The sequence below is a fragment of the Klenkia taihuensis genome, from assembly GCF_900112525.1.
In the GTDB taxonomy this organism is placed as follows: domain Bacteria; phylum Actinomycetota; class Actinomycetes; order Mycobacteriales; family Geodermatophilaceae; genus Klenkia; species Klenkia taihuensis.
The window spans coordinates 1,492,869-1,510,378 of record NZ_FOMD01000001.1 but is presented as its reverse complement, the minus strand read 5'-3'; the positions used below and the strand labels follow the sequence as shown (position 1 = coordinate 1,510,378).

Genomic DNA, 17,510 nt, shown 5'->3' with positions numbered 1-17,510 from the left:
CCTACCCCAGCACGTCGCGCCAGGAGTGCTGCGGCTCGTAGCCCAGCAGCCGGCGGGCCTTGTCGATGGAGTAGAACGTCTCGTCCGGGCCCATGGGACGGCGCTGCTCCACCCCGGCGTAGAACCGCTCGCGCACCTCGTCGGAGCTCACCGCCACCGACATGTCGGCGTTGGCCACGTTGAACACCTCGTAGCCCAGGCCGTCGGTGGTCAGGCACCGCTGCACCATCTGCCCCAGGTCACGGGTGTCGATGTAGGCGAACAGGTTGCGCCGGCGCAGCGCCGGGTCCTCGAGGAAGGCCGGGAACAGCTGCTCGTACTCGTGCGGCTCGATGACGTTGTTGATCCGCAGGCCGTAGACGTCGGCGCCCGACCGGGCCTGGAACGACCGCGCCGTGACCTCGTTCGCGACCTTGCTCATCGCGTAGGAGTCCTCGGGCACGGTGGGGTGCTCCTCGTCGACGGGCACGTACAGCGGCCTCCGCTCGCCCTGGGCGAAGCAGATGCCGTACGTGGTCTCCGAGGAGGCGAACACCACCTTGCCGATGCCGAGCCGGGTCGCGGCCTCGAGCACGTTGTAGGTGCTGAGCACGTTCGTGGCGTAGGTCGTGGCGTCGGCGGCCAGCAGGATGGCCGGGACCGCGGCGAAGTGCACGACCGCGTCGTACGCGGGCACCGACGGGCCCTCGAGCTCGGACTGCCGGGCCGCACCGGCCAGCGCGGAGTAGACCTGGCCGAGGTCGGTGAGGTCGACGCGCAGGTCGGCGATGCCGTCGTGGCCCAGCGGGGCGAGGTCGGCGTTGGTGACCTGGTGGCCCTGCTCGGCCAGGAACGGGGCGACGTGGTGGCCGGCCTTGCCGCTGCCGCCGGTGAAGAAGATGCGCATGCCCCCCATGCAACAGCGCCGCCGGGCACGGCGCCTGGGAAGGTGGGGGCGTGACGTCCGTCCGCCTGGTCACCTTCAACATCCACCACGGGGTCGGCGACGACGGCCGGCACGACCTGGCCCGCATCGCCGCCGTGCTGGCCGACGCCGACCCCGACGTGGTCTGCCTGCAGGAGGTCGACCGGCACTACGGGGCCCGCAGCGAGGACGTCGACCAGGCGGAGCTGCTCGCCCGCGCGCTGGACCGGGAGCTGGTGTGGGCCTCGGCGATCGAGAAGCCGCGCCCCGGCGACCGGCCCGCCGTCCGCTACGGCAACGCGCTGCTCTCCCGGCTGCCGGTCGCCGACGACGCCGCGGTGCGGCTGCCCGGGCCGGGTGAGCCGAGGGCCGCGCTGCGGGCGGACCTGGTCACCGGGGACGGCGCGCTGCGCGTGGTGGCCACCCACCTGTCCAGCGACTCGGCCCGCTCGCGCGCCGCCCAGGCCCAGGCCCTGGTCGAGCTGCTGCCCGGGCCGGGCCGCCCGGCGGTGGTGGTCGGTGACCTCAACTGCGGGCCGGGGGCGGCGGAGCTGGTGCCGCTGCGCGCGCGGCTGGCCGATGCGTGGTCCCGCGCGGGCGCGCGGGCCGACCAGGGCCGCCGCTGGCAGCTGTGGCGCCGCGAGCAGGGGCTCACCCACCCGGCTCGCCGGCCCCGCGTGCGGATCGACCAGGTGTGGGTCTCCCCCGAGGTGCGGGTGCGCGCCGCCGCGGTGCTGGACGGCTCCGCGTGCTCGGACCACCATCCCCTGCAGGTCGACCTGGACCTGTGAGACGCTGCCGCACCCGACGGGAGGTGCCGCGATGACCTGGCTGGTGTGGACGGTGCTCGGCGTGCTGGTGCTCGGCCTGCTGGCGGTGAGCTGGTGGTTCGACCGCGACGCCCGCCGCCGCGGCGCGACCCCGACCTCGGGCGCCGCGATGGGCTCGGCCGCGCGCGGCCGCAAGCTGGAGACCCTGCGGCGCAGCAGCCAGCAGGTGATGGGCGGGGCCACCCCGCGCAGCCAGGACGCGCACGCCGAGACCTGGCGCAGGCCGCCGCGGCGCTGAGGCTCAGCTGGCCGGGCGCAGCCGCTGGGAGATGACCCCGGTGATGCCGTCGCCGCGCATCGAGACCCCGTAGAGGGCGTCGGCGATCTCCATCGTGCGCTTCTGGTGGGTGATGACGATCAGCTGCGAGGTGCTGCGCAGCTGCTCCACCAGGGTCAGCAGCCGGCCCAGGTTGACGTCGTCCAGGGCGGCCTCGACCTCGTCGAGCACGTAGAACGGCGAGGGCCGGGCCCGGAAGATGGCGACCAGCAGCGCGACCGCGGTCAACGACCGCTCCCCACCGGACAGCAGGGACAACCGCTTGACCTTCTTGCCCGGCGGCCGGGCCTCCACCTCGACGCCGGTGGTGAGCATGTCGTCGGGGTCGGTGAGGGTGAGCCGGCCCTCGCCGCCCGGGAAGAGGGTCTGGAAGACCTCGACGAACTCCCGCTGCACGTCGGCGAAGGCCGCGGCGAACACCTCGTGGATGCGGTCGTCGACCTCCCGGACCACGGTCAGCAGGTCCCGCCGGGTGGCGCGCAGGTCCTCCAGCTGCGTGGTGAGGAAGGCGCTGCGCTCCTCGAGCGCGGCGAACTCCTCCAGCGCGAGGGGGTTGACGCGGCCCAGGGCCACCAGGCCGGCCTCCGCGCGCGCGGCCCGCCTCTCCTGCGCGGCCCGCACGTAGGGCACCGGCTCCGGTGCCGGGTCACCGGCCTGCTCGGCGGCGGCCAGCTGGGGCGCGGTGGGCGGCACGGGCGCGGCCGGGCCGTACTCGGCGACCAGCTGGTCGAGCTCGATGCCGTGCTCCTCGACCGCCCGGGTCTCCAGCGCGTCGATGCGCAGCCGCTGCTCGGCCCGGGCCACCTCGTCGCGGTGCACCTCCGACGTCAGCCGGTCCAGGTCCGCGGTCAGCTCGCGCACCTGGGTGCGGACGGCGAGCAGCTCGGCCTCCCGCCCGGTGCGCGCGGCGGCCAGGGCGTCCCGCTCGGCCACGGCGAGGGCCAGCGAGCCCCCCAGCAGCTCCAGCGCGCGCTCGGCCCCGGCCCGCACCTGCGCCACGACCTCGGCGCCGCGCGCCCGGGTGCGGCGGGCCTGCTCGGCGCGCTCGCGGGCGGCCCGCTCGGACCGCGCCTGCCGGCGCAGCGACTCGGCCCGGCCGTGCAGCGAGCGGGCCCGCTCCTCCGCCGTCCGCACGCCCAGCCGGGCCTCGGTCTCGGTGGTGCGCACGACGGCGACCTCGGCCCGCAGGCGGTCGCGCTCGGCGGGCGAGGGCTCGTCGGGCACCGGCTCGGCCTCGGCGTCCGCCAGCCGCCCGGCCAGCTCGGCGACGGCGACCTCGGCCTGCTCCAGGCCCTGCTCGGCGCGGACCCGGGCGGCGTCGGCCCGCTGCGCCTCGGCGGTCGCCGAGCGCAGGTCGGCGCGCAGCTCGGCCAGCGCCCGGTCGCGGGCGGCGCGCTCCCGCTCGGCGGCGCGCCGGGCGGTCGCCGCCTCCTCGACCCGGACGCCGGCCAGCCGGTGCGCCTCGCGGGCGGCGGCGAGCTGCTCGGCCAGGTCGCGGGCGTGCGCGGTGGCCCGGCCCAGCTCGCCGTCGGCGGCGTCGACCCGGGCCCGGACCTCCAGGCCGGAGGGGGCGTCGGGCTGCCCGCCGGTGGCGCGGTCGGCACCGAGCACGTCACCGGCCGCGGTGACCGCCCGCAGCCCGGGGTGCGCGGTGACCACGGCGACCGCCGCGGCGAGGTCGGCGACCACCACGGTGCGCCCGAGCGCGCTGGCCAGCGCCGGGCGGAGGTCCTCGGGTGCGTCCACCAGGTCGGCCACCCACCGGGCGCCGGCGGGCAGCTCCGGCCGGTCGTCGTCGCTGCTGCGCGGGGCGCCGCTCACCAGCAGCCCGACGCGGCCGCCGGCGGTGTCGGCCAGGTGCTCCAGGGCGTCCGCGGCGGCGCGCGGGCCGGTGACGACGACCGCCTCGGCCAGCCCGCCCAGGGCGGCCGCGACCGCGACCTCGTCGCCGGGGTGCACGGCCAGCCGCTCGGACAGCGGGCCGGCGACCCCGCCCAGCGCGCCGTCGGCTGCCCCGGCCAGCACGGCGGCGGCGCCGTCGGCCGGCGCCAGACCGAGGGCGAGGGCGTCCCGGCGGGCCTGTGCGGCGCCGCGCTCGCGCTCGGCCGCCCGCTCGGCCTCGGCCAGCTCGGCGACCACCCGGGCGGCCTCGACCTGGGCGGCCCGGGCCTGCTCGTGCTCGTGCACCTGGGGGCCCGCGTCGTCGCCGGAGGCGTCGTCGGGGTCGTCGTCGGCGTCGTCCTCGGCGGCGCCGGGTGCGGCCGCGGCGAGCCGCGCGGCGGCCTCCTCGGCACGGACGCCCGCCCCGGCGGCCGCCTCGGTCGCCCGGGCGAGCTCGGCCTCCCCCGCCGCCTGCCGGGACCGGGCCGCGGCGACCTGCCCGGACAGCCGGGCCAGCGCCTCGCGCCGGTCGGCCAGCGCGCGGGCGGCGGCGACGAGCTCGCGCTCGGCGGTGGCCAGCGCGGAGTCCAGGTCGGTGCGCGCAGTGGTGGCCGCGGCCAGCCGGGCGCGCTCGGCGGCCAGCTGGCCGGCCAGCTCGGCCTCGGTGGCCTCGACCCGGGCCGCCTCCTCGTCGAGGCCGTCGGGGTCGCGACCGGCCGGCGCGGCGACCGGGGCGGTGAGGTGCCGGTGGCGCTCGGCGGCCAGCTGGGCGGTGCTGCGGAACCGCTCGCCCAGCGTGGACAGCCGGAACCAGGTGTCCTGCGCCGCGGTGAGCGCCGGGGCGTCGGCGGCCAGCGCCGCCTCCAGCGCGGCCTGCTGCCCGGTGGCGGTGGCCAGTGCGGCCTCGACCCGGGCGCGCTGCTCGCGGGCGGCGGACTCGTCGGCGACGTCGGCGGCCAGCGCGGTGCGCAGCGCGACCAGGTCGTCGGCGAGCAGCCGCAGGCGGGCGTCGCGCAGATCGGCCTGGATGCCGGCGGCGCGGCGGGCGACCTCGGCCTGCCGGCCCAGCGGCTTGAGCTGGCGGCGCAGCTCGACGGTGAGGTCGGCCAGCCGGTCGAGGTTGGCCTGCATGGAGGTGAGCTTGCGGAGCGCCTTCTCCTTGCGCTTGCGGTGCTTGAGGACGCCGGCGGCCTCCTCGATGAACCCGCGCCGGTCCTCCGGCCGGCCCGAGAGCACGGCGTCGAGCTGGCCCTGGCCGACGATGACGTGCATCTCGCGGCCGATGCCGGAGTCGCTGAGCAGTTCCTGGACGTCGAGCAGCCGCACCTTGTCGCCGTTGATCTCGTACTCGCTCTCCCCGGAGCGGTACATGCGGCGGGTGATCGCCACCTCGGTGTAGTCGATGGGCAGCGCGCCGTCGGCGTTGTCGATGGTGAGCGTCACCTCGGCCCGGCCCAGGGCCTGGCGGCCGGCCGTGCCGGCGAAGATGACGTCCTCCATCTTGCCGCCGCGCAGGCTCTTGGCGCCCTGCTCGCCGAGCACCCAGGCGATGGCGTCGACGACGTTGGACTTGCCCGAGCCGTTCGGGCCGACGACGGCGGTGATCCCCGGCTCCAGGCGCAGCGTCGTGGCCGACGCGAAGGACTTGAAGCCCTTGAGCGTCAGGGACGACAGATGCACAGGTCGCAGGCTAGCGAGGGCCTCCGACAGCGCGGGCGGTTCAGTGGGAGAGCGCGGGCTCCGTCGCGGGGGCGGCCATGGTCAGCAGCTCGCGGGCGATCCGGTCGTCGCGCTCGGCGCGCAGCTGGGCGACCTCGGCCTCCAGCCGGGCGACCCGGGCCCGCAGGGCGGCGATCTCCTCCGCCGCCCGCAGCTCACGGGGGGCGACGACGGAACCGAACAGGGCCTTGGCCATGACGACAGCGGCCTTCCACGTGCGAGGGGGTGGTGCGTCCGGGCGTGCTGGCCGGGCGCGGGATCGTGCTGCCAGGGTGACAGCCCCCGGGGCGCAGGTCAACGCAGCCCGCGGCGGTCGGCCCACGTCAGGGGTGTGTCATCTCCGTCACGCCGTGGTGAACCCCGACGCGCCGAGCGGGTCCTCGTCGGTCAGCGCCACGTCGCGCGGGGCCCCGGGCGCAGCCGGCCCGGTGAGCGCGTCGAGCACCGCGTGCACGTCGTCGTCCGGGCCCTCCAGGACCACCTCGACCCGGCCGTCGGGCAGGTTGGTGGCCGACCCGGCCAGCCCCCGGTCGCCGGCCTGGCCGCGGACGAACCAGCGGTAGCCCACGCCCTGCACGTCGCCTGCGACCAGGGCGACCACCCGGCGGGTCACGAGCGCCGGGCGCGCGGTCGGGGTTGGCAGCTGGGGCAGCTGTAGCTGGAGCGGTTCATGAACGACTCCCGGCGGATCGGGGTGCCGCACCGCGGGCACGGGCGGTCGAGCTGGCCGTAGACGGCCAGGGAGCGGGAGAAGTACCCGCTCTGGCCGTTGACGTCGACGTAGAGGGAGTCGAAGGAGGTGCCGCCCTGGGCCAGCGACTCGGCCAGCACGTCGCGGATCCCCTCGAGCAGGTCGTCGACCTGCCGCCGGGTGAGCTTGTCGGTGGGCCGGGCGCCGTGCAGCCGGGCCCGCCACAGCGACTCGTCGGCGTAGATGTTGCCGACGCCGCCGATCAGGGTCTGGTCCAGCAGCGCCCGCTTGACCTCGGTGCGGCGCCGGCGCAGGGCGGCGGCGAAGGCGTCGGCGTCGAAGTCGTCGGCGAGCGGGTCCACCGCGATGTGCGCCACCCGGACCGGCAGGCCGCCCTCACCGGCGTCCTCGGTGGCCAGGCCGCCGAAGGTGCGCTGGTCGACGAAGCGCAGCTCGCGGCCGCCGTCGGTGAAGGTGAAGCGCGCGCGCAGGTGCTTCTCGCGCGGCTCGTCGGGCTTCTCGACCAGCAGCTGACCGCTCATGCCCAGGTGGCCGACGAGCACCCGGCCGGTGGCGACGCCGTCACGGGCCAGCGGCAGCCACAAGTACTTGCCACGCCGGTGCGCGGCGGTGATGGTGGCGCCGGTCAGGTCGGCGACGAAGTGGTCGGCGCCCTCGAGGTGCCGGCGGACGGCGCGCGGGTGGAGCACCTCGACGGCGGCGACGGTGCGGCCGGCGACCCAGCGCTCCAGGCCGCGCCGGACCACCTCGACCTCGGGCAGCTCGGGCACGCCGTCAGCCCCGTCCGGACAGCTCGCGCCAGGCGTTCTGCGCGGCCATCTGCTCGGCGGCCTTCTTGGTCCGCCCGTGCCCCCCGCCGCGCGGCTGGTCGGCCAGCAGCACGGTCGCGGTGAAGCTCTTGGCGTGGTCGGGGCCCTCGGACTCGATCCGGTAGATCGGGGCGCCCAGGCCCCGGGCGGCGCCGAGCTCCTGCAGGCTGGTCTTCCAGTCCAGGCCCGCGCCCAGGCTGGCCGACTCCACCAGCAACGGGTCGAACAGCCGGTGCACGATCGCCGCGGCCACCTCCAGCCCGTTGCCCAGGTGGATCGCCCCCAGCAGGGCCTCCAGGGCGTCGGCGAGGATCGACTCCTTGTCCCGCCCGCCGGTGGCGGTCTCACCCCGGCCCAGCAGCAGGTGCGGGCCGATGCCGCCCTCGCCCAGGGACCGGGCGACGCCGGCGAGGGAGGTCATGTTGACCACCGACGCGCGCAGCTTGGCCAGCTGGCCCTCGGGCAGGTCGGGCTGGCTGCGGTAGAGCTCGTCGGTGACCACCAGGCCGAGCACGGAGTCCCCGAGGAACTCCAGGCGCTCGTTGGTGGGCAGCCCGCCGTGCTCGTAGGCCCAGGACCGGTGGGTCAGGGCCAACGCGAGCAGGCCGCCGGGCAGCTCGACGCCCAGGGCGTCGCGCAGCCAGTCGGCGGCCTGTGCGGCGTGCTCGGCACCACCCGGGGTGGGGTCGCCGGTCACGTCGGGGTCGTGCTGGACGGGCAGGTCAGACCGCGATGGTCTGGCGGCCGTCGTACTGACCGCAGGTCGGGCAGGCCTGGTGCGGCGGCTTGAGCTCCCCGCACGCGCGGTTCGGGCACGGCGCCAGAGTCGGCGCGGAGGCCTTCCACTGCGAGCGGCGCGAGCGGGTGTTCGAGCGCGACATGCGCCTCTTCGGGACAGCCACGGTCAGTTCTCCTTCGATGGGGTGAAACGGTCGGCGAGCCCGGCCCAGCGCGGGTCGAGCTGCTCGTGCGAGTGGTCCGCCGGGAGGTCGTCGATCCGCTGGCCGCAGTCGACGCACAGACCCGAGCAGTCCGGGGTGCAGGTGGGCGAGAGCGGCAGGGTGAGGACGACGGTGTCGCGCACCAGCGGGGCGAGGTCGAGGTGCTCGCCGTCGATGCGGCGGACCTCGTCCTCCTCGCTGGTGGCCTCGGTGGTGCTGCCCTCGTAGGCGTAGAGCTCCTGGACGTCCAGGTGCAGGGTGTCCTCGACCGGGTCGAGGCAGCGGGCGCACTGGCCGGTGACCGGCACCTCGACCTCGCCGGAGACCAGGACGCCCTCCATGACCGACTCCAGGCGCAGGTGCAGCTCGACCGGCGCGCCCTCGGGGACGCCGATCATCTCCACGCCCCAGCCCTCGGGCGCCGGCACGGTCTTCTCCCAGTCACGCATCGACCCGGCCCGGCGACCCAGCTCGCGCAGGTCGACCTTCCAGGGGTCGCCACCGGGGCGCCGGGCGTCGGTGGACGCGGCGCCGCGACGGGGCGTGGGGGCAGCAGGCATGACGGGTTCTCTGTGCTCGGGGTCGGTTCTCACCGCGGGGCGTGCAGGGCAGCGCATGCGGGAGCAGCCCAGGTTACCCCAGCCCCGCGGTGCGGTGCGGTCAGGGCTGGCGCAGCTGGGCGCGGGCGGCCTCGACCGACCGCACCATGTGGCCCAGCGTGGTGCCGAAGTCGGCCAGCCGGCTGTCGACGTACTCGTCGACCTCGGCCCGCATCCGCGCGACCTCGGCCGCGGTCTGCTCCCCCAGCTCGTCGGCGCGGGCCACCGCGCCGCGGTAGACCTCGGTCTCGGTGACCAGCCGGTCGTGCTCGGCCTGGCCGGCGGCGACCAGCGCGGCCTGCTGGGCGCGCCCCTCGGCGAGGAGCTCGGCCTGCTGCCGGTCGGCCTCGGCCAGGATGCGGTCGGCCTCGGCCTCGGCGCGGGAGAGCAGGTCCTCGACCTCGGCCTGGGCCTGGGCGATGAGCTCGTCGCGCTGGCGGCGGGCGGTGCCGATCAGCTCGTCGCGCTGGCGGCGGGCGGTGCCCACGACCTGCTCGGCCTCCGACCGGGTGCGGCCGGTGAGCCGCTCGGCCTCGGCCTGGGCCTGCTCGAGGATCTCGGTGCGCTGCTCGACGATGGCGCCGGCCTGCTGCACCTCCTCGGGGAGCCCCTCGCGCAGGTCGTCGAGCAGGTCGAGCAGGTGGTCGCGGGGCACCATGCACGAGGAGGACATGGGCACGCTGCGGGCGTTCTCGATCAGCGACGCCAGCTCGTCGACGACCTCGTAGAGCCGGTACACGACCTCGGTCACGCTTCCCCCTCCCGTTCGCGCCGGGCGACCAGCCGGGTGTTGACCTCGGCGGGCACCAGGTGCGAGACGTCGCCGCCGAACGCGGCGATCTGCTTGACCAGGCTGGAGGACAGGTGCCCCACCTGCGGTGCGGTGGGCACGAAGAGGGTCTCGACGCCGGCCAGCTCGCGGTTCATCTGGGCCATCTGCAGCTCGTACTCGAAGTCCCCGACCGCGCGCAGGCCCTTCACGACCACCGGGACGTCGTGCTCGCGGCACCAGTTGACCAGCAGGCCGGAGAAGGAGTCGACGACGACGTTGGGCAGGTCGGCGACGGCCGCGCGCAGCAGCTCCATCCGCTCCTCGACGTCGAACAGCCCGGCCTTGCCGGGGTTCACCAGCACCGCCACGACCAGCTCGTCGTAGAGCGCCGCGGCACGGGTGATGACGTCGACGTGCCCGTTGGTGACCGGGTCGAAGGAGCCCGGGCAGACCGCTCTCCTCATGCTGACCTCACGCTGCGCGACCGTACCGGAGCAGGGCCTCCCCGTAGCGGCGGTCGCGCAGTCCCCGCAGGGGTGTCGGCCACTCCCACGGGTCCTCCCGCGCCGGCCGCTCGACCACCAGCACCGCCCCGGGGGCCAGCCAGCCGTGCTCGACCAGCCCGCCGAGGACACCGAGCACGGCGTCGGGGGTCACGGCGTAGGGCGGGTCGGCCAGCACCAGGTCGAAGGGCGCGGTGGCCGGCCGGCCGACGACGGCGGGCACCGAGCCGCCGAGCACGGTCGCGCCGGGCAGGCCGACGGCCGCGACGTTGGCCCGCAGCACCGGCAGCACCCGCGGGCCCTGCTCCACCAGCACCACCTCGGCCGCCCCGCGGGACAGCGCCTCCAGCCCCAGCGCGCCGGACCCGGCGTACAGGTCGAGCACCCGGGCGCCCTCGAGGTCGAGCAGGGAGCCCAGCGAGTTGAACAGGCCCTCCCGGGCGCGGTCGCCGGTGGGCCGCACGCCGGCGGTGGGCACCTTCAGCCGCCGTCCGCCCGCGGCCCCGGCGATGATCCGCGTCATGCCCGTTCCAGCCAGTCGGCGGCGTCGCCGGCGTCGAGCGCGGCCACGGCGGCGGCGAGCTCGGGGTGCGCGGCCAGCCCCTGGTCGGTGCCCAGCAGCGCGGCGGCCTCGGTGCGCGCGGCGGCGATCAGCTCCTCGTCGTGCAGCAGGGACAGCAGCTTGACCCCCGAGCGCCGGCCGGACTGCGCCGCGCCCAGCACGTCGCCCTCGCGGCGGGTCTCCAGGTCCAGCCGGGCCAGCTCGAACCCGTCGGTGGTCGAGGCGACCTGGGCCAGCCGGGTGCCGGTCGACGAGGACGTGGGCGCCTCGCTGACCAGCAGGCACAGGCCCGGGTGCCTGCCCCGCGCGACGCGGCCGCGCAGCTGGTGGAGCTGGCTGACGCCGAACCGGTCGGCGTCCATCACCACCATCACGGTCGCGTTGGGCACGTCGACGCCGACCTCGATGACGGTGGTGGCGACCAGGACGTCGACCTCGCGGGTGGCGAAGGCCCGCATCCGGGCGTCCTTCTCCTCCGGGGTGAGCCGGCCGTGCAGCACCTCGACCCGGAGCCCGGACAGCGGGCCGGACGCCAGCGCCTCGGCGACGTCGAGCACGGCCAGCGGCGGTCGCCGGTCGGAGGTCTGCGCGGTCTCCGGCGGGGCGCCGTCGCCGGGGTCGGGGCCGTCGGGGCCCCCGGTCGCGTCCTTGTCGTCGTCGCCGATGCGCGGGCAGACCACGTAGGCCTGCCGGCCGGCGGCGACCTCCTCGCGCACCCGGGCCCAGGCCCGGTCCAGCCAGGCCGGCTTCTCGGCCACCGGCACCACCGAGCTGGACACCCCGCCGCGGCCGGCGGGCAGCTGGCGCAGGGTGAGGGTCTCCAGGTCGCCGTAGACGGTCATCGCGACGGTGCGCGGGATGGGGGTCGCGGTCATCACCAGCACGTGCGGGGGCCTGGCGCCCTTGGCGCGCAGCCGGTCGCGCTGCTCGACGCCGAAGCGGTGCTGCTCGTCGACCACCACCAGGCCCAGGTCGGCGAACTCCACGCCCTCGGACAGCAGCGCGTGCGTGCCCACCACGATGCCGGCGCTGCCGTCGGCCACCTCGGCCAGCGCGGCGCGGCGGGCGGCGGCGCGCAGCGAGCCGGTGAGCAGGGTGACCCGGGTGCCGTCGGGGTCGCCGTCGATCTCCCCGGCCCGGCCCAGCGGGCCCAGCAGCGCCCCGATGCCGCGGGCGTGCTGGGCGGCCAGCACCTCGGTGGGCGCCAGCAGCGCGGCCTGGCCGCCGGCGTCGACCACCTGGGCCATCGCGCGCAGCGCGACCACGGTCTTGCCGGAGCCGACCTCGCCCTGCAGCAGCCGGTGCATGGGCTGCTCGCGGCCGATCTCGGCGGCCAGGGCCTCCCCCACCTCGCGCTGGCCGTCGGTCAGCGCGAAGGGCAGCGCCGCGTCGACGGCGTCGGCCAGCCCACCGGCGCGGCGGGGGCGGGCGATGCCGGGCTCCAGGGCCGCGGCGCGGCGGCGGGCGGCGAGGGTGACCTGCAGGACCAGCGCCTCGTCCCACTTGAGCCGTTCGTCGGCCTGCTCGACGTCCTCGGGGGTCTCGGGGTGGTGCTTGAGCCAGATCGCCCGGGCCAGCGACATCAGCCCGTGCCGGGCCCGCACCTCGGCCGGGACCGGGTCGGCGGCCAGCAGCTGCTCGGCGCCCGCGGGGTCGCCGAGCACGAGCTTGAGCGACTTCTGCACCACCCAGCTGGAGACGCTCTTGCTGGCCGGGTAGATCGGCAGCATCGCCGTGGCCCACTCCTCGGCGTCGGTCGCCTCGTCGAGCACCTGGCAGTCGGGGTGGCTGAACTGCAGCTGGCCGTGCCAGCTGCTGACGGTGCCGGCGAACAGGCCCCAGGCCCCGACGGCCAGGCGGGCGTGCCGGTGGTTGAAGAAGACCAGCCGCATCGAGCCGTCGCCGTCGCCCACGGTGACCTCGGTGAGCGAGCCGCGCCGATTGCGCATCGGCCGGGTGTCGACCTTGCGCACCTGGCCGAGCACGGTGACCCGGTCGCCGACCTCGAGGTCGGTGAACCGGGTCATCTCCCCGCGCCGGGCGTACCGGCTCGGGTAGTGCCGGACCAGGTCGCGCACGGTGTGCAGCGACAGCTCCTCGGCCATGGCCTTCGCGGTGCGGGTGCCGACCACCTTGGCCAGCGGCGTGCCCAGGTCCAGCACGTCACTCCACCCCGACGAGCAGCGCCCGCGCGCCCGGGCCCAGCGGGTGCACCGCGACCTCGACGGTGGGGTGCCGGGCCGCCAGGTGGTGCGCGGCGGCCTCGGCCAGCCGGCCGCCGACCAGGGTGACCAGTTCGCCGCCGCCGGCGAGCATCCGGTCCAGCAGCTCGCAGGTGACCGCGACCTGGGCGGTGCCGATGACCACGACGTCGTCCTCGACCAGGCCCAGCGCGTCGCCGGGGTGGCAGCGCCCGGCCGAGGTGAGCGCCTCGTGGCGGGCCAGCACGACCTCGGCCCACCGGGTGGCCGAGGCCGCCTCGGTCATGGAGATGACGTCGTCGGAGAACCGCTGGCCGGCGTCGGCGACGGCGACCGCGGCCAGGCCCTGCACCGGGGACCGGGTGGGCACCACCGCGACGTCGCGGCCCTCGCCGCGCGCCTGCACCGCGGCGCGGCCGGCCGGCCCGACCAGGGCGGGGTGGTCGGGCAGCAGGACGACCTCGTCCGCCCCGGCCTCGAGCACCGCGGACCGGACGGCGGCCTGCACCTCGGCGGCCACCCCGGCGTCGTCGGGCTCGGGCGGCACCGGGACGCCGAGCACCTGCACGCCCTCGGCGGCGAACAGCTCGGCGACCCCGGCCGCCGCCGGGCCCTCGGGCACCAGCGCGACCACGGCCCGCGCACCGGCCACCGGCGGCGCGACCCGCACGGGGGCCAGCGCGGTGACCGCGATCGAGTGCGGCCGGCCGGCCCGGATGCCGGCCTCGACCGCCGCGCCCACGTCGTGCACGTGGACGTGCACGTTCCACTCCCGGCCGGTGGGGGTGTCGACGCCGACCACGACCAGGCAGTCGCCGAGCCAGCCCAGCTCGGTGCGCAGCCGCTCGACGGCCTGCTCGCTGGAGTCGGCGAGCAGGAACTGCACCTCGCTGCCGGCGTCGGCGGCCGGCTGGTGCAGGTGGGCGGCCGCGGGCCGGGGACGGCGGCCCGGGCGGCGCGCCAGCGGCGGCCGGTCGGGTTCGCTGCCGGTGACCGTGGCGACCAGGGCGTCGAGCACCACGCACCAGCCCGCGCCGCCGGCGTCGACCACCCCGGCGTCGCGCAGCGCGGCCAGCTGGTCGGTGGTGCCGTGCAGCGCGCGGCGGGCGCCGTCGGCGGCGGCCCGGACCACCTCGGCCAGCCCGGCCCGGCCCTCCTGCACGGCCGCGGCGGCGGCCTCGGCGCTGCGGCGGGCCACGGTGAGGAAGGTGCCCTCGGCCGGCTCGGCGACCGCGGCGTAGGCCTCGCGGGCGGCGTGCAGCAGGGCCCGGGAGACCGCGGCGCCGTCGGCGGGGCCGCGGCCGGCCAGGTCGTCGGCCAGGCCGCGCAGCAGCTGGGCGAGGATGGCCCCGGAGTTGCCGCGCGCCCCGAGCACGGCGCCGCGGGCCCAGCGGGCCCACACCGAGCCGGTGGCGGACCCGTCGGCGGCGCCCTCGCCGACCGCGTCGGCGGCGGCGCGGGCGGTGAGCAGCAGGTTGGTGCCGGTGTCGCCGTCGGGGACGGGGAAGACGTTGAGGTCGTCGAGCTCCCCGCGCGAGGCGCGCAGCGCGTCGGCGGCGGCGCGGCTCCAGCGGCCGACCGCGGCGTCGTCCAGCGCCGTGAGCACGTGCCGGAGGCTACCGGTGGCCACCGACACCCCGGGGTCGGCGGACAGCGCCCGGGGCGACCGGCTACAGTGGACGAGTTGTCCGCGCGGGTGGCTCGTTCCCTGCGCCCACGAAATCTTGTCTCCCAGGAGTGATCGACCATGGCTGCCGTCTGCGACGTGTGTGGCAAGGGCCCCGGGTTCGGCATGTCGGTGTCCCACTCGCACCGCCGCACGCCGCGCCGTTGGAACCCGAACATCCAGTCCGTGCGGGCCGTCCTCGGCAACGGCACGCGCAAGCGCGTGAACGCCTGCACGAGCTGCATCCGGGCCGGGAAGCTCACCCGCGCCTGACCTGCACCTCCGCACCTCCCACGACCCCGGTCACCCCACGGTGACCGGGGTCGTCGGCGTCCGGGGTGCCTTGAGGACCTAAGGTCTTGCGGTGCAGTTCCGCCGTGATCCCGAGCCCGCACCCGACGCCCCGCTCCGCCCGGGCCGCCGCCGTGACCCCGCCGTCGACGACGCGGTGCGCACCGCGGTGCTGGAGCTGCTGGCCGAGCGCGGCTGGGACGGGCTGTCGATGGACGCCGTCGCCGGCCGGGCCGGGGTGGGCAAGGCGAGCATGTACCGCCGCTGGTCCTCCCGGGTCCAGATGGTCGCCGAGACCATCGCCGAGGCCGACCGCGGCCAGGTGACCGTGCCGTCGACCGGGACGCTGCGCGGGGACCTGCTGGAGGTCGTCGGCGCCATGGTCGCCTCGCTGAACGGCCCGGTCGGCGCCGCCGCCCGCGCCGTCGTCGGCGTGCTGCCGCACGAGCCCGACCTGGCCGCGGCGTTCCGCGAGGGGTCGGCCGGGATCTGGGAGGACGCCTTCGTGCAGGTCTTCACCGCCGCGGTGGGCCGGGGCGAGGTCGACCCCGCCCGGCTGGGCACCGTCGCCGGCGAGGCCGGCCCGGCGGTGGTCATGCAGCGTTGGCTGGTGCTGGGCCGGCCGCTGGACGACGAGCTGGTGCGCGACGTCGTCGACCGGGTCATGCTCCCGCTGCTGGCCCCCCGCTGATCCCGCGCGCCCGCGCGGCGGCCACGACCAGGTCGACCACCAGGTCGTGGTCGAAGGCGGTGGAGTCCACCACCAGGTGGTAGTGCCGGGCCTCGGCGGGGTCGCAGCGGTGGTAGTGCCGCACGTAGGCCGCGCGGGCGCGATCGGCGGCCTGCAGCTCTCGACGCACCTCGTCGGCCGGGCGCCCCAGGTGCGCCACCGCGGCGGCCAGCCGGCGCTCCGGCGGCCCGTCCAGGCGGACGTGCAGGGCGTCGGGCCGGTCGCGCAGCACCATGGCCGCGGCCCGGCCCAGGACGACGCCGCCCGCGCCGTCGGCGATGTCGGTGACCACCCGCTCGGTCTGCAGCCGGAAGGCGCGCTCGTCGGGGACGCCGGCGTCGGGCAGCACCCCGCCCACCGGGTCGGGCATGGAGCCCAGGGACGCCACCACCCGCCACAGGCCGCGCACCACGCTCTCGTCGGCGGCCTCGGCCTCCTCGACCGGGACGCCGAGCCGCAGGGCCACCTGCGCCGGGATGACCCGGTCGTGGAAGGGCAGGCCGAGCCGCTCGGCGACGGCCGGGGCGATCTCCGCGCCCCCGCAGCCGAACGTGGCCGACACCGTGACGACACCCATCAGGACCCCTCCTCCGGACCACCGCCGAGCTGCTTGCCGAGGAACACCGCGCCGGGTGCGTCGGCGTAGACGCCGTACCCGGCGACCGGTGTGTACCCGGCACGGGCGTAGAGCGCCAGCGCCTCGGGCTGCCGGTCGCCGGTGTTGAGCACCGCGCGGCGGTGCCCGGCGGCCGCCGCCGTGGCCTCGAGGCGGGCCAGCACGGTCTCGGCGACCCCGCGCCGGCGGGCGCGCGGTGCGACGTACATCCGCTTGACCTCGACCACCCCGGGGGCGTGCACCCGCCAGGCGCCGCAGCCCACGGCCACGCCGTCGACCTCGGCCACCAGCAGCAGGCCGCGCGGCGGCAGCACCTCGGCCGGGTCGACCTCCATGGCGTCCCGGCCGCCGTAGCGGACCACGTACTCCTGCTGCACCGCCTCGACCAGCTCGGTGACCTGAGGGTCGTCGTAGCCGGCCGGCCGCAGGACCAGCCGCTGGGAGACCTCAGAAGTGGACATGCCCGGTCCCCTCCCCCAGCCCCTCGGCGACGTCGGCGGCCGCGACGCCGTCGACCAGCACGCCGGGGGCGCCGTCCTCGACCACGCCGATGCGGACGAACCCGGCGGGCAGGTCGGCCGCGGCCGGGAAGGTGGCCAGCAGCGCGTGGTCCTCCCCGCCGGTGAGCACCCAACCCAGCGGGTTGCCGCCCAGCGCCGCGGCGACCTGGGCCAGCGGGCCGGCCGGGTCGACGAAGGAGGCCAGCGTGCCGCGGTCCAGGTGCAGCACCACGCCCGAGGCGTCGGCCAGGTGCCCGGCGTCGGCGAGCAGGCCGTCGCTGACGTCGCACATGGCGGTCGCCCCGGCGTCGGCCGCGGCGGGCCCGGCGGCGTAGGGCGGCTCGGGTCGGCGGTGCGCGGCGACCGCGGCGTGCGGGGAGGTGAACCCGCGGCGCAGCACCGCCCAGCCGCACGCCGACCAGCCCAGACGGCCGGCCACCGCGACGACGTCCCCCGGCCGGGCCCCGCCCCGGGTCACCGGCGCACGGCCCTGCAGGTCGCCCAGCGCGGTCACCGACAGCACGACGGCGTCGCTGCCGGGGGCGCTGGCCACGGTGTCCCCGCCGACGACGGCCGCACCGTGCGGACGGCACTCCGCGGCCATCCCGGTGGCCACGCCCTCCAGCCAGGCCGTGGGGGTGCCGGCCGGGCAGGCGAGCCCGACCAGCAGGGCGGTGGGCACCGCGCCCATCGCGGCGACGTCGGCGAGGTTGGCGGCGGCCGCCTTGTGCCCGACATCCTCGGCCGAGGACCAGTCGCGGCGGAAGTGCCGGCCCTCCACCAGCACGTCGCAGGCGGCGACCACCCGGGAGTCCGGGGCCCGCAGCACGGCGGCGTCGTCACCGGGCCCCACCACGGCCGCCGCGGCGGTGCCGGCCCGCGCGACCACCCGGTCGATGACGCCGAACTCGCCGACCGAGGCCACGGTGTCGCCGGCGGCCTGCGGCCGGGGGCGCGTCACCGGTCACCCCGGTGCGCTGGGGTACGTTGCCGTCCG

At 77.2% G+C, this 17,510-nt stretch carries 20 protein-coding genes; 4 read left to right on the top strand and 16 right to left on the bottom strand.

Annotated features, from left to right (window positions below; all coding sequences use genetic code 11):
* Nucleotide 1: 1 nt before the first annotated feature.
* On the bottom strand, nt 2-886 hold the full coding sequence (locus BM158_RS07455) for an NAD-dependent epimerase/dehydratase family protein (protein ID WP_091555927.1): 885 nt from the start codon (nt 884-886) through the stop codon (nt 2-4).
* Nucleotides 887-936: 50 nt separating this feature from the next.
* On the opposite strand from BM158_RS07455, the gene BM158_RS07450 reads away from it, so the two are divergent.
* Together BM158_RS07450 and BM158_RS07445 are read left to right on the top strand one after the other, a co-directional pair.
* Entirely contained in the window at nt 937-1,695 is a 759-nt protein-coding gene (locus BM158_RS07450; protein ID WP_091555925.1) for an endonuclease/exonuclease/phosphatase family protein, read from the top strand.
* 31 nt (nt 1,696-1,726) lie between these two features.
* Nucleotides 1,727-1,972, top strand: coding sequence for a hypothetical protein (locus BM158_RS07445; RefSeq protein ID WP_091555923.1), 246 nt, complete (start codon nt 1,727-1,729; stop codon nt 1,970-1,972).
* A gap of 3 nt (nt 1,973-1,975) precedes the next feature.
* Here the strand turns inward: BM158_RS07445 and smc are convergent, their stop codons facing one another.
* From smc to BM158_RS07385, 12 genes are all read right to left on the bottom strand, one after another.
* Nucleotides 1,976-5,572 carry a chromosome segregation protein SMC gene (gene smc / locus BM158_RS07440; protein WP_091555921.1) on the bottom strand — a complete coding sequence of 1,199 codons (3,597 nt, stop codon included), beginning with the start codon at nt 5,570-5,572 and terminating at the stop codon, nt 1,976-1,978.
* 40 nt (nt 5,573-5,612) lie between these two features.
* Nucleotides 5,613-5,807: a HalX domain-containing protein gene (locus tag BM158_RS07435; RefSeq protein ID WP_091555919.1), complete on the bottom strand. Its 195-nt coding sequence runs from the start codon at nt 5,805-5,807 to the stop codon at nt 5,613-5,615.
* Nucleotides 5,808-5,954: 147 nt separating this feature from the next.
* A complete protein-coding gene (locus BM158_RS07430; protein WP_229827582.1) occupies nt 5,955-6,224 on the bottom strand; it encodes an acylphosphatase in 270 nt (89 codons plus the stop codon).
* Nucleotides 6,221-7,093 (bottom strand): bifunctional DNA-formamidopyrimidine glycosylase/DNA-(apurinic or apyrimidinic site) lyase, encoded by an 873-nt coding sequence (mutM, locus tag BM158_RS07425; protein ID WP_091555917.1) that lies wholly within the window; start codon nt 7,091-7,093, stop codon nt 6,221-6,223. Before mutM ends, BM158_RS07430 begins: the two co-directional genes overlap by 4 nt.
* A gap of 4 nt (nt 7,094-7,097) precedes the next feature.
* Complete coding sequence (gene rnc / locus BM158_RS07420) at nt 7,098-7,829, bottom strand: ribonuclease III (protein ID WP_091555915.1); 732 nt, start codon at nt 7,827-7,829, stop codon at nt 7,098-7,100.
* Nucleotides 7,830-7,854: 25 nt separating this feature from the next.
* Complete coding sequence (gene rpmF / locus BM158_RS07415; RefSeq protein ID WP_457920184.1) at nt 7,855-8,013, bottom strand: 50S ribosomal protein L32; 159 nt, start codon at nt 8,011-8,013, stop codon at nt 7,855-7,857.
* A gap of 23 nt (nt 8,014-8,036) precedes the next feature.
* Complete coding sequence (locus BM158_RS07410) at nt 8,037-8,633, bottom strand: YceD family protein (protein WP_091555912.1); 597 nt, start codon at nt 8,631-8,633, stop codon at nt 8,037-8,039.
* 100 nt (nt 8,634-8,733) lie between these two features.
* Nucleotides 8,734-9,423 (bottom strand): flotillin family protein, encoded by a 690-nt coding sequence (locus tag BM158_RS07405; RefSeq protein WP_091555910.1) that lies wholly within the window; start codon nt 9,421-9,423, stop codon nt 8,734-8,736.
* The gene (coaD, locus tag BM158_RS07400; protein ID WP_091555908.1) at nt 9,420-9,908 is read right to left on the bottom strand and encodes a pantetheine-phosphate adenylyltransferase; all 489 of its coding nucleotides are present in this window, start codon (nt 9,906-9,908) and stop codon (nt 9,420-9,422) included. The genes BM158_RS07405 and coaD overlap by 4 nt, the downstream gene beginning before the upstream one ends.
* 7 nt (nt 9,909-9,915) lie before the next feature.
* Nucleotides 9,916-10,470 (bottom strand): 16S rRNA (guanine(966)-N(2))-methyltransferase RsmD, encoded by a 555-nt coding sequence (gene rsmD, locus BM158_RS07395; protein ID WP_091555906.1) that lies wholly within the window; start codon nt 10,468-10,470, stop codon nt 9,916-9,918.
* Nucleotides 10,467-12,671, bottom strand: coding sequence for an ATP-dependent DNA helicase RecG (gene recG, locus BM158_RS07390; protein WP_091555904.1), 2,205 nt, complete (start codon nt 12,669-12,671; stop codon nt 10,467-10,469). The genes rsmD and recG overlap by 4 nt, the downstream gene beginning before the upstream one ends.
* A gap of 1 nt (nt 12,672) precedes the next feature.
* Entirely contained in the window at nt 12,673-14,316 is a 1,644-nt protein-coding gene (locus BM158_RS07385; protein WP_091556458.1) for a DAK2 domain-containing protein, read from the bottom strand.
* 141 nt (nt 14,317-14,457) lie between these two features.
* On the opposite strand from BM158_RS07385, the gene rpmB reads away from it, so the two are divergent.
* A complete protein-coding gene (rpmB, locus tag BM158_RS07380) occupies nt 14,458-14,649 on the top strand; it encodes a 50S ribosomal protein L28 (RefSeq protein ID WP_091065972.1) in 192 nt (63 codons plus the stop codon).
* A gap of 91 nt (nt 14,650-14,740) precedes the next feature.
* A complete protein-coding gene (locus BM158_RS07375; protein ID WP_091555902.1) occupies nt 14,741-15,358 on the top strand; it encodes a TetR/AcrR family transcriptional regulator in 618 nt (205 codons plus the stop codon).
* On the opposite strand, the gene BM158_RS07370 is transcribed toward BM158_RS07375, so the two are convergent.
* From BM158_RS07370 to BM158_RS07360, 3 genes are read right to left on the bottom strand one after another with little or no spacing between them, the layout of a single operon-like run.
* On the bottom strand, nt 15,330-15,974 hold the full coding sequence (locus tag BM158_RS07370) for a cytidylate kinase-like family protein (protein ID WP_091555900.1): 645 nt from the start codon (nt 15,972-15,974) through the stop codon (nt 15,330-15,332). The two genes, BM158_RS07375 and BM158_RS07370, sit on opposite strands and share 29 nt — an antisense overlap.
* On the bottom strand, nt 15,974-16,474 hold the full coding sequence (locus BM158_RS07365; protein WP_091555899.1) for a GNAT family N-acetyltransferase: 501 nt from the start codon (nt 16,472-16,474) through the stop codon (nt 15,974-15,976). Before BM158_RS07365 ends, BM158_RS07370 begins: the two co-directional genes overlap by 1 nt.
* Nucleotides 16,461-17,474, bottom strand: coding sequence for a thiamine-phosphate kinase (locus BM158_RS07360; RefSeq protein WP_229827583.1), 1,014 nt, complete (start codon nt 17,472-17,474; stop codon nt 16,461-16,463). The genes BM158_RS07365 and BM158_RS07360 overlap by 14 nt, the downstream gene beginning before the upstream one ends.
* Between the last annotated feature and the right edge of the window lie 36 nt (nt 17,475-17,510).